General features: G+C 40.1%; 15 protein-coding genes and 1 pseudogene. 12 read left to right on the top strand and 4 right to left on the bottom strand.

The features are described from left to right. Nucleotides 1-54: 54 nt before the first annotated feature. The gene (pepF, locus tag HMPREF2963_RS01660) at nt 55-1,854 is read right to left on the bottom strand and encodes an oligoendopeptidase F (RefSeq protein WP_070668233.1); all 1,800 of its coding nucleotides are present in this window, start codon (nt 1,852-1,854) and stop codon (nt 55-57) included. Nucleotides 1,855-2,252: 398 nt separating this feature from the next. Here pepF and pnp point away from each other — a divergent pair, with 398 nt between their 5' ends. The 12 genes and pseudogenes from pnp (at nt 2,253) to rpsI (ending at nt 12,362) form a co-directional block, all read left to right on the top strand. Further along, on the top strand, nt 2,253-4,433 hold the full coding sequence (gene pnp, locus HMPREF2963_RS01655) for a polyribonucleotide nucleotidyltransferase (RefSeq protein WP_070668231.1): 2,181 nt from the start codon (nt 2,253-2,255) through the stop codon (nt 4,431-4,433). Nucleotides 4,434-4,482: 49 nt separating this feature from the next. Continuing rightward, nucleotides 4,483-5,067, top strand: a complete 585-nt coding sequence (gene cysE / locus HMPREF2963_RS01650) for a serine O-acetyltransferase (protein WP_070668229.1) — start codon at nt 4,483-4,485, stop codon at nt 5,065-5,067. A gap of 14 nt (nt 5,068-5,081) precedes the next feature. Beyond that, nucleotides 5,082-5,207 (top strand): annotated as a pseudogene (locus tag HMPREF2963_RS09195) (phosphorylase); the annotation flags it as partial. An 83-nt stretch (nt 5,208-5,290) separates the two neighbouring features. Then, nucleotides 5,291-6,634, top strand: a complete 1,344-nt coding sequence (cysS, locus tag HMPREF2963_RS01645) for a cysteine--tRNA ligase (protein WP_070668226.1) — start codon at nt 5,291-5,293, stop codon at nt 6,632-6,634. Further along, on the top strand, nt 6,627-7,031 hold the full coding sequence (locus HMPREF2963_RS01640; RefSeq protein WP_070668224.1) for a Mini-ribonuclease 3: 405 nt from the start codon (nt 6,627-6,629) through the stop codon (nt 7,029-7,031). Before cysS ends, HMPREF2963_RS01640 begins: the two co-directional genes overlap by 8 nt. Further along, a complete protein-coding gene (locus tag HMPREF2963_RS01635; protein ID WP_049492631.1) occupies nt 7,018-7,890 on the top strand; it encodes a helix-turn-helix domain-containing protein in 873 nt (290 codons plus the stop codon). The genes HMPREF2963_RS01640 and HMPREF2963_RS01635 overlap by 14 nt, the downstream gene beginning before the upstream one ends. A gap of 112 nt (nt 7,891-8,002) precedes the next feature. Continuing rightward, on the top strand, nt 8,003-9,133 hold the full coding sequence (locus HMPREF2963_RS01630) for an ABC transporter ATP-binding protein (protein WP_003070659.1): 1,131 nt from the start codon (nt 8,003-8,005) through the stop codon (nt 9,131-9,133). 156 nt (nt 9,134-9,289) lie between these two features. After that, on the top strand, nt 9,290-10,018 hold the full coding sequence (rlmB, locus tag HMPREF2963_RS01625) for a 23S rRNA (guanosine(2251)-2'-O)-methyltransferase RlmB (RefSeq protein WP_020998039.1): 729 nt from the start codon (nt 9,290-9,292) through the stop codon (nt 10,016-10,018). A 139-nt stretch (nt 10,019-10,157) separates the two neighbouring features. Further along, nucleotides 10,158-10,310, top strand: coding sequence for a hypothetical protein (locus tag HMPREF2963_RS09350; protein WP_155114447.1), 153 nt, complete (start codon nt 10,158-10,160; stop codon nt 10,308-10,310). A gap of 142 nt (nt 10,311-10,452) precedes the next feature. Next, nucleotides 10,453-11,322, top strand: a complete 870-nt coding sequence (locus tag HMPREF2963_RS01620; protein WP_039677653.1) for a DegV family protein — start codon at nt 10,453-10,455, stop codon at nt 11,320-11,322. A 181-nt stretch (nt 11,323-11,503) separates the two neighbouring features. Further along, on the top strand, nt 11,504-11,950 hold the full coding sequence (rplM, locus tag HMPREF2963_RS01615; protein WP_003026230.1) for a 50S ribosomal protein L13: 447 nt from the start codon (nt 11,504-11,506) through the stop codon (nt 11,948-11,950). A gap of 19 nt (nt 11,951-11,969) precedes the next feature. Continuing rightward, the gene (gene rpsI / locus HMPREF2963_RS01610) at nt 11,970-12,362 is read left to right on the top strand and encodes a 30S ribosomal protein S9 (protein WP_003026228.1); all 393 of its coding nucleotides are present in this window, start codon (nt 11,970-11,972) and stop codon (nt 12,360-12,362) included. 113 nt (nt 12,363-12,475) lie between these two features. Here rpsI and HMPREF2963_RS01605 read toward each other — a convergent pair whose 3' ends face one another. The 3 genes from HMPREF2963_RS01605 to HMPREF2963_RS01595 all read right to left on the bottom strand — a co-directional run. Next, nucleotides 12,476-13,693 carry a site-specific integrase gene (locus HMPREF2963_RS01605; RefSeq protein ID WP_070668221.1) on the bottom strand — a complete coding sequence of 406 codons (1,218 nt, stop codon included), beginning with the start codon at nt 13,691-13,693 and terminating at the stop codon, nt 12,476-12,478. A 69-nt stretch (nt 13,694-13,762) separates the two neighbouring features. Continuing rightward, nucleotides 13,763-14,023, bottom strand: a complete 261-nt coding sequence (locus tag HMPREF2963_RS01600) for a helix-turn-helix transcriptional regulator (protein ID WP_003035154.1) — start codon at nt 14,021-14,023, stop codon at nt 13,763-13,765. A gap of 65 nt (nt 14,024-14,088) precedes the next feature. Further along, nucleotides 14,089-15,158 (bottom strand): P-loop NTPase family protein (locus HMPREF2963_RS01595; RefSeq protein WP_148132050.1); only part of this gene is annotated, 1,070 nt, incomplete at its 5' end.

Below are 15,158 nucleotides of genomic sequence, written 5' to 3'. Positions count from 1 at the left end.
AAATCAATTCATATAAAACAGCTTCAAATTGAAATCTGAAGCTGTGTAGATAATCTATTCTCTTAATTCCTCGCTGTAGGTAATAATCTGATCAACTGTATCAGACAAGAACTGAATTGTGTCGCGGAGTGGTTTGTCTGTGGAAATGTCGGCTCCGATGATACGAGCAGTCTCAAGTGGCGTTTTACTTCCACCAGATTTGAGGAAGTTGAGCCAATCGCGAGCGCCATTTTTGTCATTTTTCAAATGAAGATAGCCGGTAGTAGAGATGACAAGTCCAGCAGAGTAGGTATAACTGTATAGTCCCATATAATAGTGACTTTGCCGCATCCAAGTGAGCGCAGCATCATCGTCGATTTCGACTGCATCCCCCCAAAAATCGGTCAGAACTTCTTTCATAATACTGTTAAGCTTCGCAGCACCAAAAGTTTCGCCTGTTTCAACGAGATTATAAACCCGGCGTTGGAAGGCTGCTTCCAAGAGATGGGTGATAAAGTTATGGAAGTAAGTGTCCGTTAGACGGTGAGCGAGTGCAAATCGTTTTTGACGTGGATTGTCAAATTGGTGTTCCAAATAGTCGCTAAGTAAGAGTTCGTTGAAGGTAGAAGGAGCTTCTACGTAATAGGTCGACATGTGGGTATTGAAATAGCTTTGACTATTGTCAGAGAAGATGAACTGACCAGAGTGACCAATTTCATGAATCAGAGTATACACATCACTCATACGGCCTGTCCAGCTCATAAGAACATAAGGATGCACGCGATAAGGATCAGTGGCATAGCCGCCAGAGTCCTTGCCAGCATTCGCTGCAAAATCCACCCAGCGCTCTTTTTGGTAATTGGCAATTTCGCGTGTATATTCTTCTCCGAGTGGAGCAACGGATTTCATCACTAAGTCATAAGCGTCCTCAATAGTGACATCAGGATTGAGTGCACTATCCAAGTCCAACTTCCAATCTGCAAAGGTCATTTTTTCGAGGCCGTTGATCTTGGCGACATGTTTAAGGAACTTTTGTGCAACGGGTGCAAATTCAGTCATGATGAGGTCAATTTGCCGATCGAACATAGAGCGATCTACCTCTTGCTCAGCCAAAAGATAGTCAAAGACAGAGTCATAGCCTTTCATATCTGCTAGAAGCTTTTCAGATTTGACCTGAGCCAGATAGGCAGCAGCAGCAGTATTTTGGTGCTGACGAAGGCCTTCTGAGAAAGAGCGGAAAGCTTTTTCACGGATTTCTGCATTTTCGTGGTTTTGATAGAAATTCTCATAGGTAACAAAGCTGTTTTTATAAACTTTGCCGTTTACTTCGAAGTCAGCCATGGCAAAGTCGCCAGCCCGCATCTTAGTGTAAATATCCTGTGGGCTGTAAAAAACTTCACTAAGATTTGTTAGTGCCTTTTCGACATCCGCTCCCAGATAGTGGGCTTTTTTAATTTTAGCTTGGCGGATAGCTGAGGTCAAATGGGCTTCTTGGCCTAGTCTCTCCAAGACAGCCTCATCTGCGCCGACCAGGGCGTCGTCAAAGAAGCTGAGAGCAACGCTAGCTTCTGTTTCGAAATCTGTACCAGCTTGCGCAATCTGTGCAAAATTTTCATCACCGTAGTCCGTTGTTTGTGGCATAAAACTGTAGTTGCCGATATGACTTCTTTGAATATAGATTTGTTCCAATTCAGCAAAGGCCTTTTCAAAATCCTCAAAAGTATGAAGGTTGTCCTTATAATCCCGTATGAACTGGTTGATGTCTTCACGAGTTTTTTCAATCGCCCTCAAGAAATCTTCACGGTCCTTATAGAGAGCTGTTAAGTCCCACAGTTCCTTTTCTGGAAATTCAGAACGTTGTTTTTGTTCAACCATATCTATTCTCCTTGTTACTAGCTTTCTTTCTAGTATAGCAAAAAATAAGAATAATAGATAACATTTCAAAAATTCTTGCTAAAAAGCTATTTTAAGGCTTTTTCTTTTGGTGTAAAATATGATAAAATAAGGTTTATACGTGCTTGATACAAAGATGAGGATAGACAAAGTATAAAAAACGCTTAAACTTTCTATCAACAGTCGTGGCTATGGCAAAAGGTGTGTTGAACAGGATAATGAGTTGTTTTATTGAAACAAAGCTTATGCCTAATTATGCAAGCAGAAATTTTTGGAGTGGAACTCAGGATTCATTTTTAATATCCTAAATCTATCTTGATCTTTGTAGGCAAGACGTATAAAAAATTAGAAATTGAGCATAGACTCAAAGAGGAATAATTATGGTAAAACAAATCTTTAAAACCACTTTTTCTGGCAAAGAATTAGTGGTTGAAACTGGACAAGTGGCGAAGCAAGCGAATGGTAGCGTAGTGGTGCGCTATGGTGAAAGTACCGTTCTGACAGCAGCCGTTATGTCAAAGAAAATGGCGACTGGCGATTTCTTCCCGCTTCAAGTCAATTATGAAGAAAAGATGTACGCAGCTGGGAAATACCCTGGTGGCTTTAACAAGCGCGAAGGACGCCCTTCGACGGACGCGACTTTGACCGCTCGCTTAATCGACCGTCCCATTCGTCCCATGTTTGCGGAAGGTTTCCGCAATGAAGTTCAGGTTATCAATACCGTTCTTTCTTATGATGCGGATGCTTCAGCACCTATGGCAGCTATGTTTGGTTCATCTCTTGCGTTATCAATCTCAGATATTCCTTTTAATGGTCCAATTGCTGGTGTGCAAGTTGGCTATGTCAATGGAGAATTGGTCATCAATCCAAGTCAAGAACAAAAAGAAGCTTCGTTATTGGAATTAACCGTTGCAGGAACTAAAGAAGCGATTAACATGGTGGAATCTGGTGCCAAAGAATTATCAGAAGAAGTGATGCTGGAAGCCCTTTTGAAAGGTCATGAAGCAGTGAAAGAATTGATTGCTTTCCAAGAAGAAATCGTGGCAGTAGTTGGAAAAGAAAAAGCAGAAGTTGAGCTTCTTCATGTGGATGAAGAATTGCAAACAGAAATAGTAGCCGGCTATAACGCTGATCTTCAAAAAGCCGTTCAGGTAGAAGAAAAATTAGCTCGTGAAGCCGCAACGCAAGCAGTCAAAGACGAAGTAATAGCCCTTTACGAAGAAAAATATGCAGATTACGAAGAATTCGACCGTATCATGCGTGATGTGGCTGAAATTTTAGAGCAAATGGAGCATGCAGAAGTACGGCGTTTAATTACTGAAGACAAGATTCGTCCAGATGGTCGAAAAGTAGATGAAATTCGTCCACTAGATGCTGAAATCGACTACCTGCCACGCGTGCATGGCTCTGGTCTCTTTACTCGTGGGCAAACGCAGGCTTTATCTGTCTTGACCTTGGCGCCAATGGGTGAGACGCAAATTGTGGACGGACTTGATCCAGAATACAAGAAACGCTTTATGCATCATTATAACTTCCCACAATATTCCGTAGGAGAAACGGGACGTTATGGTGCACCTGGACGCCGTGAAATCGGTCATGGAGCTCTTGGTGAACGTGCACTTGCGCAAGTTCTCCCTAGTCTAGAAGAGTTTCCTTATGCAATCCGTTTGGTAGCAGAAGTTCTTGAGTCAAATGGTTCATCTTCACAAGCCTCGATTTGTGCTGGGACACTTGCTCTCATGGCTGGTGGGGTACCAATTAAAGCACCTGTAGCTGGAATCGCCATGGGGCTCATTTCAGATGGTAGCAACTACACGATTTTAACAGATATTCAAGGCTTAGAAGACCATTTCGGAGATATGGATTTCAAGGTAGCCGGTACACGTGAAGGAATTACTGCTCTTCAAATGGATATCAAGATTGAAGGAATTACTGCTGAAATCTTGCAAGAAGCATTGGCTCAAGCTAAAAAAGCACGTTTTGAAATTTTAGATTTGATTGAACGTACGATTCCAGCTCCTCGCACAGAACTCGCTCCAACTGCTCCGAAGATTGACACCATTAAGATTGATGTTGATAAGATTAAGATTGTCATTGGTAAGGGCGGTGAAACGATTGACAAGATTATCGCAGAAACAGGTGTCAAGATTGATATAGACGAGGAAGGAAATGTTTCTATTTACTCTAGCGATCAAGATGCGATTAATCGTGCTAAGGAAATCATTACAGCTCTTGTGCGTGAAGCGAAAGTAGATGAAGTGTATCATGCAAAAGTGGTTCGAATTGAGAAATTCGGTGCTTTTGTCAATCTATTTGACAAGACAGATGCCTTAGTGCATATCTCTGAAATGGCTTGGACGCGTACTAATAAGGTTGAAGATTTGGTACAACTTGGTGATGAAGTAGATGTCAAAATCATCAAGATTGATGAAAAAGGTCGTGTGGATGCTTCTATGAAAGCATTGCTTCCGCGCCCTCCTAAAGAGGATAAGGAGAAAAAACATCATCATAAAACACATAAAGAGCATAAAGTTGTTCGAGAAGAAAAGGCACAAGACTAGAAAGGTAGCTAAGTGTTTACTTTCAATCTAAAGCTAGAAAGGAGTCATCATGGGTTGGTGGAAAGAGACAATAGCGATTGTAAAAGAAAATGATCCAGCAGCTCGCTCCTTGCTCGAGGTGCTGTTGACTTATCCTGGTATTAAGGCTTTAGCAGCTCATCGGATTTCTCACTTTCTTTGGAGTCATGGTTGTAAACTCTTAGCTCGGATGCATAGTCAATTTTGGCGTTTTTGGACCCAGATTGAGATTCATCCGGGAGCAAAGATTGCTTCGGGTGTTTTCATTGATCACGGGAGTGGCTTAGTAATTGGTGAGACGGCTGTTGTGGAAAAAGGAGTGATGCTTTATCATGGTGTTACTCTTGGAGGAACTGGCAAAGATGCTGGGAAACGTCACCCAACGGTTCGCCAAGGCGCACTCATTTCCGCTCATGCGCAGCTCATTGGTCCGATTGAAATCGGTGAAAATGCCAGGGTAGGAGCGGGTGCAGTAGTGGTGGCAGATGTACCAAGTGATGTGACAGTTGTTGGTATACCGGCTAAAATCGTCCGTGTGCATGGTCAAAAAGATACTCCAACTATCAAGAATTTAGAAGAAATCCGCGAAGAAAGTTATTACTCATCTAAATTGTAGTGAGAAATGGTTGCTACACAGCTGACTATGTGGATCATCATAACCGAACCTGGGATGCCCGCCATAACGAACGGAAGGCTGATGCCATGACTTTTTTCACGATCGCTTTGACAATAGCAAAGGAACTAGAAAGGAACTGAGTAGGAATAGAAAGTTTGACACTAGATGACTGCTTCTGCAGTTGATTTTATCTACTTTCCAGTCACTCTCAGTATCGTAAAATATGATCAAAATCTATGATACTATGACTCGCAGCCTGCGTGAATTTGTGCCTATTGAGGAGGGTAAAGTTCGCATGTATGTCTGTGGTCCGACGGTTTATAATTACATTCATGTCGGTAATGCCCGCTCAACAGTAGCTTTTGACACGGTTCGTCGCTATTTTGAGTATCGAGGCTTTGAGGTCAACTATATATCCAATTTTACAGATGTAGATGATAAGATTATCCATCGAGCCAAGGAAGAAGGCATCACACCAAAAGAAGTGGCTGACAAGTACATCGCAGCTTTTCGTGCTGACGTTGAACAACTAGGTGTTAAGCCAGCTACTCAGCATCCGCGCGTGATTGACTTTATGGAGGATATCATTGACTTTGTGCAGACGTTGGTGGATAAGGGCTACGCTTATGAGTCAGAGGGTGATGTCTATTTCCGAGTGGAAAAGTCTCACAATTATGCCAAACTAGCTAATAAAACCTTGGCTGATTTAGAGTTAGGCGCTTCTGGTCGGACAGATGAGGAGACCACCCGCAAGGAAAATCCAGTGGACTTTGCCCTCTGGAAGGCGGCTAAACCGGGCGAGATTTTCTGGGATAGCCCTTGGGGGGCAGGTCGTCCGGGCTGGCACATCGAGTGCTCGGTCATGTCAACAGAGATTTTGGGCGATACCATTGATATCCACGGTGGCGGAGCAGACTTAGAGTTTCCTCACCATACCAATGAAATCGCCCAGTCGGAGGCCAAAACTGGTCAGACTTTTGCCAACTACTGGATGCACAATGGCTTTGTCAATATCGACGACGTTAAGATGTCCAAATCTCTAGGCAATTTTATCACCGTTCATGATGCTCTTAAGACCATTGACGGTCAGGTGCTGCGTTTCTTCTTTGCTACCCAGCATTATCGCAAGCCGATTAATTTCACGGAAAAAGCTGTCCATGATGCAGCGATTAATCTCAAATATTTGAAGAATACCTATGAGCAGCCTTTCACTGATCAGGCAGATTCAGCTCAGCTTCAAGTCTTGCTGGATAAGTTCACTGCCGCTATGGACGAAGATTTCAATGCAGCTAATGGCATCACGGTTGTCTTCGAGCTAGCCAAGTGGATCAACTCAGGCAACTACACCGCTGAAGTCAAGGAAGCCTTTGCCAAGCTTTTGGAAGTTTTTGGCATCGTCTTTGTAGAAGAAGTCTTGGATGCGGACATTGAACGCTTGATTGAGGAGCGCCAAACAGCGCGTGCTGCCAAGGATTTTGCGACAGCTGATAAGATCCGTGATGAATTGGCAGCACAAGGAATCAAGCTATTAGATGGGAAGGACGGAGTGAGGTGGACCCGTGACTGATGTCAATTTGATTAACGGCATCGCCCTCGCTTTTGAGGGAGATGCTGTCTACTCCATGTATATCCGACGTCACCTAATTTTTCAGGGACTGACCAAGCCCAACCAGCTGCATAGAGAGGCGACCAAATATGTATCGGCACGTGCGCAGGCTAATCTCATTTCGCAAATGCGTGAAGATAAACTTCTGACAGAAAAGGAAGAAGAAATCTACAAGCGTGGACGCAATGCCAATAGTCATACAAAAGCTAAAAATGCCGATATCATTACTTATCGCATGTCTACAGGATTTGAGGCTATTATGGGCTACCTACATATGACGGGAGCTATTGAGCGCTTAGAAGAGTTAATTGACTGGTGCATTGTCAGAGTGGAGAGCACAAATCATGATAAAAAGTAATTTGTTAGAATGGTTTCCTCAAGGGAAGTTTCAATCCAATCCGAGCGTAAAAGAAGATGAAGTGGCAATTCCCTTATCAAAAAATCAATGGCTGTTATTAAAAATGAGTAGCTTGACAGAAAGAGAACAACAGCTTGTTTCTTTACTGACTGGAGAAGAGTCAGCGTTTGATGGTGGACCTTGGTACGATTATCTGGTTCATAGTCGTGGCAAATTGCCAAAAAGTGTACAAAAGATACAATTTGTTCATTGTCATTTATTCCATTATGAAAATGAAACAATCGGATCTTGGTTAGAAATGATGCGGACCATACTGCCCAATAGAATAGCAGATTTTCAGCTGTCTTCTCAGGATTATATCTTTGTACTAGATCAAACGCAACTTATCCCCGTAAAAGCTGTCCTTCATGATACTTTATCAGCCATCGAATATGACTTTAGCCTAGCTCTCACAATTCAAATAGGACAGATTTGGACTAGAATGTTTGAAGAAAGCTACTCTGAGCTATTTCGAGCAGAGAATACCCTTTTTGCTAAATGGTGGGAACAAGCTCAGCATTCTAATGTCCATTCTTTTTCCCAACTCTTTTTATGGGGGATTAGCCAAAAGGATTTCATATTGCCAATCTTAACGAAGAAACTTCATCAATTGATTGAAAGTCAGGATCAGCTCGTTGATATTATTGCCGCTTTGTGGGAAAATACAGCGGTTGTGACAAAAGCTGCTCAGCAGTTGTATATTCATCGGAACACGTTACAATATCACATCGATAAATGGGAAGAATTGACGGGTTTACAGCTAAAAGACCTAACAGATTTGACGCTATGTTATCATGTTATTTTAACTGATTTATTCTAATGTTTTGTGCACCCTGCACAAGACATTTTCTTTTAAATTTGTTCACATTGCCATAGAAAAATAAAGCGTTTTCATATAGAATGAAATCATAACAACAAAGGAGTTCTATTTTATGGTAGAATTAAATTTAAAAAATATTTACAAAAAATATCCAAACAGCGAACATTACTCTGTAGAAGACTTCAACTTGAATATAAAAGATAAGGAATTTATCGTTTTCGTTGGTCCTTCAGGATGTGGGAAATCTACTACACTTCGTATGATTGCTGGACTTGAAGATATCACGGAAGGTGAATGTTCAATTGATAGTCGCGTGGTCAATGATGTTGCGCCAAAAGATCGTGACATTGCCATGGTTTTCCAAAACTACGCTTTGTATCCACACATGACTGTGCATGATAATATGGCTTTTGGTTTGAAACTTCGTAAATACAGCAAGGATGATATTGAAAAACGTGTAAATGAAGCAGCAGAGATTCTTGGCTTGAAAGAATTTTTAGATCGTAAACCTGCAGACCTTTCTGGTGGGCAACGTCAACGTGTAGCGATGGGACGTGCTATTGTTCGTGATGCAAAAGTATTTCTTATGGATGAACCGCTTTCTAACTTGGATGCTAAATTGCGGGTATCTATGCGGGCAGAAATTGCTAAAATCCACCGTCGTATTGGGGCAACCACTATCTATGTTACCCATGACCAAACAGAAGCAATGACTTTGGCTGATCGTATCGTTATCATGTCTGCAACAAAGAATCCTTCAGGAACGGGTACAATTGGACGTATAGAACAAATCGGTACCCCACAAGAAGTTTACAAAAACCCAGTTAATAAATTTGTTGCAGGCTTTATCGGAAGCCCAGCGATGAACTTCATCAATGTAACTTTGAAAGGTGATGAAATTGTAGCCCAAGACCTTTCTCTGAAAGTACCAGAAGGTGCCTTGAAGGTACTTCGTGAAAAAGGCTATGAAGGCAAGAAACTCATTTTTGGTATTCGTCCAGAAGACATCAATACAGAAGCTGCTTTCCTTGAAACCTTCCCAGATTCAGTAGTACATGCTAAAATCTCTGTATCCGAATTGCTTGGTTCGGAATCTCATTTGTATTGCCAAGTGGCTGACAATGAATTTATTGCTAAAGTAGATGCTCGTGATTACCTCAAAGCTGGAGCAGGTATTGACCTTGGCTTTGACTTGAACAAAGCACACTTCTTTGATCCAGAAACAGAAAAGACAGTTTATTAATTTACAATGCCTTTAGAATAACTAATAAGAGAATGCAGGATGCCTTGTTTTTAATACAAGACTCCTGCATTTTTTATAGAAGAAAATTTGGATTTAACGGTAAAGTGATTTATAAAATAAGAAGAAGCGTTTTAAATTTTATGTTATACTAAAGTCATGGAAAATAACGATATTGTATACGGTGTACATGCTGTGACGGAAGCTCTCATGGCCAATACTGGAAATAAACTCTATATTCAAGATGATCTACGTGGGAAAAATGTTGCTAAGATGAAAGATTTGGCAGCAGAAAAAAAGGTTTCCATTTCTTGGACTACCAAAAAAATACTACAAGAAATGACAGATGGTGCCGTTCATCAAGGTTTTGTCTTGCGTGTTTCAGAATTTGCTTATACGGATTTTGAGGCGATGTTGAAAATGGCAACTCAGGAAGACAATCCTCTCTTGCTCATTTTAGATGGTCTAACAGATCCGCATAATTTAGGCTCTATTTTACGGACGGCTGATGCGACAAATGTTACAGGCATCATTATTCCGAAACATCGAGCAGTTGGTGTCACGCCGGTCGTTGCTAAGACCTCTACAGGAGCTGTAGAGCACGTTCCGATCGCTCGGGTGACCAACCTCAGCCAAACTTTGGACAAGCTGAAAAATGCAGGTTTTTGGATTTTTGGAACGGATATGAATGGAACTCCGTCTACTAAGTGGAATACAGCAGGCAAACTCGCTCTGATTATCGGCAACGAAGGTAAAGGCATTTCTGCTAATATTAAAAAGCATGTAGATGAAATGATTACCATTCCTATGAATGGACATGTGCAGAGCCTTAATGCTAGTGTGGCTGCAGCCATTCTCATGTATGAAGTGTTTAGAAATCGCTTATGAAAAGACAAATTTTACTAGTTTATGCTTGCCAGATGACTGCCTTTTGAAAGGAAATTGGTCCATTTTTAAACCAGAGCGAACGGAGTGTAGAACGAAATTTTTTCCTGATAAGTTGAGGAATGAGGCTGATTTTTAAGATTTGGAAAGAATTTGTGACTTCAATGCTCAAGATATGCTTAGTGTTCGTCAGAACTTATTCAGTGTGACAGTCGTTTTGATTGATGAGAACGAAATGGTAGATGATGGCATTGAATATGAAGTAGCAAACCACGAGCTCAATCATCTGTGGTAATGAGCAATTTAAATGAGCAGTGGGATAATTTTACCTAAGGGACTTTACGTGTTTGGGTATGTAAATTCGGAAACCCACTTTGTGACCCTATGGGTAAGGCAAAATTACGCAATTTACAGAAAATGATGGAGAAAAAAGAAAGATGACTTTTAAGATTTTAACGGATTCAACAGCAGATCTTCCAGAAAGCTGGGCTTTAGAAAATGATGTTCAAATTCTCGGTTTGACCATTCAGCTGGATGGAGAGACGTATGAAACAGTCGGAGATAAGAAACTAACGAGTGAGCAGCTTCTTTCTAAAATGGAAGCTGGTAGCCAGCCGACAACTAGTCAAATCAATGTTGGCCAGTTTGAAGCTATCTTTCGTCACTATGCTGAGATTGGCATGCCAATCCTTTATATTGCTTTTGCATCTCTTTTATCAGGCACTTATCAGAGTGCAGTCATGGCACGGGATATAGTTTTAGAAGATTTTCCAGAAGCTGTCATCCAAATGATAGATACCAAGGCTGCATCTATGGGAGAAGGTCTTTTAGTGATGAAAGCGGTAGAAGCAAAAGCTGCTGGGCAAAGTTTAGAACAGGTAGTAACCTTGATAGAATCCTTACTGCCAAAAGTGCGTACTTATTTCCTCGTGGATGATTTGAACCATCTCATGCGAGGCGGACGGATTTCAAAAACGGCAGCTCTCATGGGGAATTTGGTCAATATCAAGCCGATTATTGCCGTTAAAGCAGATGGTAGGCTAGATTCTGTGGCTAAAGTTCGTGGCAAGAAAAAAGCTCATGCTGAAGTAGTGCGCATGACTTTGGAAGGTATTTCTGATCCACGTGTGGTAATTGCTTATGCAGGGTCAAACAGTCAGGATGTGGCTCAAGTATTAAAAGAGCAACTTCTTCTGTCAGATCAGGTTAATGAGGTTTTAATCCTATCATTAGGGCCCGTTATTGCCACCCATACTGGTCCTGGAACTTTGGGATTATTTAGTATTGCCCATGAAAATCAAGATTAAACGGAATGAAACCGTTCTTTCATAAATAATTTACCAAATATATTGACTTTTACCCCTAAAATTTGGTATGATAGTAGGCGGTATTGTTTACCCCATTTGTAAGGCCCCGGAACCTTTCAAATAACCCGCGGACCGGAACATCCGCCCTGTAAACAAAAACGATATTCATATAGGAGAAATCATGAACAAAACAACATACATGGCTAAGCCAGGTGAAGTTGAACGTAAATGGTATGTAGTAGACGCTACTGATGTACCTCTTGGACGCCTTTCTGCAGTTGTAGCAAGCGTACTTCGTGGAAAAAACAAACCAACATTCACACCACACACTGATACAGGTGACTTCGTAATCGTTATCAACGCTGAAAAAGTTAAATTGACTGGTAAAAAAGCAACTGATAAAGTTTACTACACTCACTCAATGTACCCAGGTGGTTTGAAGTCTATCACTGCTGGTGAACTTCGCTCTAAGAACGCTGTTCGTTTGATCGAAAAATCAGTTAAGGGTATGCTTCCACACAATACTCTTGGCCGTGCTCAAGGTATGAAATTGAAAGTATTTGTAGGTGCTGAGCACACTCATGCTGCACAACAACCAGAAGTTCTTGATATTTCAGGACTTATCTAAGGAAAGGAACAAATAAGCTATGTCACAAGCACAATATGCAGGTACTGGACGTCGTAAAAACGCTGTTGCACGCGTTCGCCTTGTTCCAGGAACTGGTAAAATCACTGTAAACAAAAAAGATGTTGAAGAGTACATCCCACACGCTGACCTTCGCCTTGTCATCAACCAACCATTTGCAGTTACTTCAACTGTTGGTCAATACGACGTTCTTGTAAACGTTATCGGTGGTGGTTACGCTGGTCAAGCAGGAGCTATCCGTCATGGTATCTCTCGTGCCCTTCTTCAAGTAGATCCAGACTTCCGCGATTCACTCAAACGCGCTGGTCTCCTTACTCGTGATGCCCGTATGGTTGAACGTAAGAAACCAGGTCTTAAGAAAGCACGTAAAGCTAGCCAGTTCTCAAAACGTTAAGAACCAGCTACAATACAGCATTTACAACACTTCATGGTTCACACCATGGGGTGTTTTTTTGATGATTTTTAGCAAAATTCACACCACTTTTCACACCAAATTCACACCATTATTTATTTTAGGTTACGGTAGGCGATTTCGCCAACTGCCATTGGAATAACATTTGAAGTATTAACATAAGTTTTGGTAGTAAAGGTGTCGCTATGTGTTAGAGCCTCTGAGATGGCTTCTAGTGATGTTCCCGCTTGTTTAGCTAAAGTTGCTCCCGTGTGGCGGAGCTTATGCGGTGTAGCGTGTGTCAGCCCCTTGTGTCGGCGTTTGACAGACTTCATCTTATTATTGAGATAATCAGCATGTAAAGGACTATTCACATTGCCTTTCATATCAATATAGGTAAATACGTATTGTTCATCAGATTGGATAATGCCAAATTTTGCTAATTCAACTTTCTGCTGTTTTTTCCATGCTTTAAGCAATTCTGCTAATTCATTAGGAATGTGGAAAGTTGTCTTTTTATTTCCTTTAGTTGATTTTGCAGTTTTATACTTATCCAAAGCTTGGACTAATTTAATTTCTTGTTGCTTGGTGTTGATATGTTTCCACTGCAAGGCATAGCTTTCGGATTTTCTATCGCCTAGAAAGAAAGTGGTATAGAATAATACATAATCTTTAAATGATATTTTATCTGTTTCAAGGTCTTCTTCAAAAGCAGTAAACCAAGCCTGAAGTTCAGATTGTGAAAGATATAAATCTTCCTCGTTCTTGGCTTCTTGTAACTTAATTTTTTTAGTAGCTTTGATACGTTTAATAGTTTTAGAAATACGGTTAGTTTCGATGTATTCCAATTCTTCTGCCCAGTCAAAGATAGAATTAACATAGCTTCTAATGGCCTTGAAGTTTGCATATTCTTCTGCTTTTTGGGTTAATAGATTCAAAACAACTTGCTTGTTCTGGTTGAGAAAATCAATAGAATAATTTCCAAGTATAGGTAAGATATGTTTTCTAAAGACAATTTCTGTTCCGTCAATTGTTGCTTGTGACGGTGGTTTTAAGGTTGAGGTTGTCTGCCCTACCTTGTAGGATTCCCACCACACTTGATGATAAAACTCTTTGAATTGTATAGAACCAGTTCTTTCAAGTTGTGAAGTAGAATCGCCACTTAGAATTTTATCTATTTTATTTTGTAGTTCGAGTTCATATTTTTTAGCCTCACTCCTTAACTTGAAGCGTTTTTCTATCACTTTTTTATCAATTCCAAGAGAAGTTTTGACTTCTTCAGGAATATAGATTCGTAAACGATAAGTTCCATTTTTGGTTTTTTTAATTGACATAGTATTCTCCTCGTGAATTGAGCTAGAAAAATACCGTGATTTTATTATAAACAAACCACGGCAAAATTTCTACTGTTTTTGCATCCAACGATTGATTTCATTTTTATCAAATCGAACAGTCTTTCCTATACGAATTGTTGGTAATCCTTTTTGAATCCAACTATCAAGCGTGTTATTGGAAATTCCTAAGTAAATACAAGTTTGTTGTTTATTTAAAAACGGACTTTCGAGATTGCTATTATTTAGTCTGTTTTCAATTTCTTGTTTGATTAAATCGGATATTAAAAGCTGTATTTGATGTATTTGCTCGTCTGGTAAAATGACCTGCATGCTGTCACCTCTTGTTTATTTTTTAGTATTTTGAGATAATAGCAACAGAGATAGTAGATTTGTTGCTATTTCGGTTGAGTGAGCGTATCTTTCGTACTTTGGTCGGTGTGAGTGATACGTTCTTTTTTGTTCCATTGCATATTGCGGATAATGGTTTTTATAATGTAATCAATAGCCATATTTCTATTAAAAACTTCAAAGTTTTGAAAATTGAATGAGTGAGAAGATAATGTGGATAGTGGTATAGAAAATGGCGAGGTCATAGATTCCAATTTTACTGGTTTAGATAATTTTATATTGTCACCAACTTCAGCTAACAAATCAATTCTTCTAACAAATTGTCCTAAGTCTTCTCCGAAATTACCTTTTGCTAGGCTAAAAAATTCTAAGGGTGCTTTTGTTGAAGTAATGATAATGAGCTTAGCTGCTCCCATTTTGTTATGATAACGAGCTGATATAGGACTGATTGTGTAGGGATCTAATAGCTTAAGCCAATCAGATACTGTTAAACTATCTCCGCGCATATCATCTAGAAATAGAACATCTTGACCATTGTATTCATCAAATGCATTGGTAGAAGCAGTAGAGCAGGAATCCCAAGGATATCCATTGTTAAAGGCAATTCGTTGAGAAATGTTGATTATAGATTTACTGAGTTTAGTTTTTCCTTGCCCGCTTTCGCCTTGTAAGAAAATTATAGTTTTTTTGAATTTGCCTGAATCAATATCTTCAATTGCTTGAAAACTTTTTCTTTCGCCAGCAGTATCTAAAGCTTCATTTATTTTTCGTTTATGCTGACCATAAATGGTATAGTAATCATCAGTCAACATAATATTGCTTTTTGTGACTTCTCCAGCCAATATTTTTTCAATTAACCAATCTATGCTAAGGTTTGTTTCTTTCGCTTTTTTAGTCGCTCGACCTTTGACCCAAGTTTTCATGTTACGATGATATAAACTTGTATAATCTTCGCCTAACAATGTTATAACTTCCTCTGGATGGTATTGATATTTTGATTCATCTTTTGCATGAACTAAATAAGCCAAACAGTTATCATAGCCATATCGCCCAGATTTCAATTTTTCCAAGTATTGTGGCTCTACACCAATAGCAAGAGCGATTTTCTTTAATGATG

This window comes from Streptococcus sp. HMSC067A03, assembly GCF_001814295.1.
Taxonomy (GTDB): Bacteria; Bacillota; Bacilli; order Lactobacillales; family Streptococcaceae; genus Streptococcus; species Streptococcus constellatus.
The sequence above is the reverse complement of the archived record's forward strand: the minus strand, read 5'-3'. Positions and strand labels throughout refer to the sequence as shown.

What these genes read in the sequence shown, in the direction of transcription:
- rlmB (WP_020998039.1), top strand. Translation starts at nt 9,290, where the DNA reads ATGGAAAATAACGATATTGTATACGGTGTACATGCTGTGACGGAAGCT.
- HMPREF2963_RS01620 (WP_039677653.1), top strand. Translation starts at nt 10,453, where the DNA reads ATGACTTTTAAGATTTTAACGGATTCAACAGCAGATCTTCCAGAAAGC.
- HMPREF2963_RS01635 (WP_049492631.1), top strand. Translation starts at nt 7,018, where the DNA reads ATGATAAAAAGTAATTTGTTAGAATGGTTTCCTCAAGGGAAGTTTCAA.
- HMPREF2963_RS01630 (WP_003070659.1), top strand. Translation starts at nt 8,003, where the DNA reads ATGGTAGAATTAAATTTAAAAAATATTTACAAAAAATATCCAAACAGC.
- cysS (WP_070668226.1), top strand. Translation starts at nt 5,291, where the DNA reads ATGATCAAAATCTATGATACTATGACTCGCAGCCTGCGTGAATTTGTG.
- pepF (WP_070668233.1), bottom strand. Translation starts at nt 1,854, where the DNA reads ATGGTTGAACAAAAACAACGTTCTGAATTTCCAGAAAAGGAACTGTGG.
- cysE (WP_070668229.1), top strand. Translation starts at nt 4,483, where the DNA reads ATGGGTTGGTGGAAAGAGACAATAGCGATTGTAAAAGAAAATGATCCA.
- HMPREF2963_RS01605 (WP_070668221.1), bottom strand. Translation starts at nt 13,693, where the DNA reads ATGTCAATTAAAAAAACCAAAAATGGAACTTATCGTTTACGAATCTAT.
- pnp (WP_070668231.1), top strand. Translation starts at nt 2,253, where the DNA reads ATGGTAAAACAAATCTTTAAAACCACTTTTTCTGGCAAAGAATTAGTG.
- rpsI (WP_003026228.1), top strand. Translation starts at nt 11,970, where the DNA reads ATGTCACAAGCACAATATGCAGGTACTGGACGTCGTAAAAACGCTGTT.
- HMPREF2963_RS01600 (WP_003035154.1), bottom strand. Translation starts at nt 14,023, where the DNA reads ATGCAGGTCATTTTACCAGACGAGCAAATACATCAAATACAGCTTTTA.
- rplM (WP_003026230.1), top strand. Translation starts at nt 11,504, where the DNA reads ATGAACAAAACAACATACATGGCTAAGCCAGGTGAAGTTGAACGTAAA.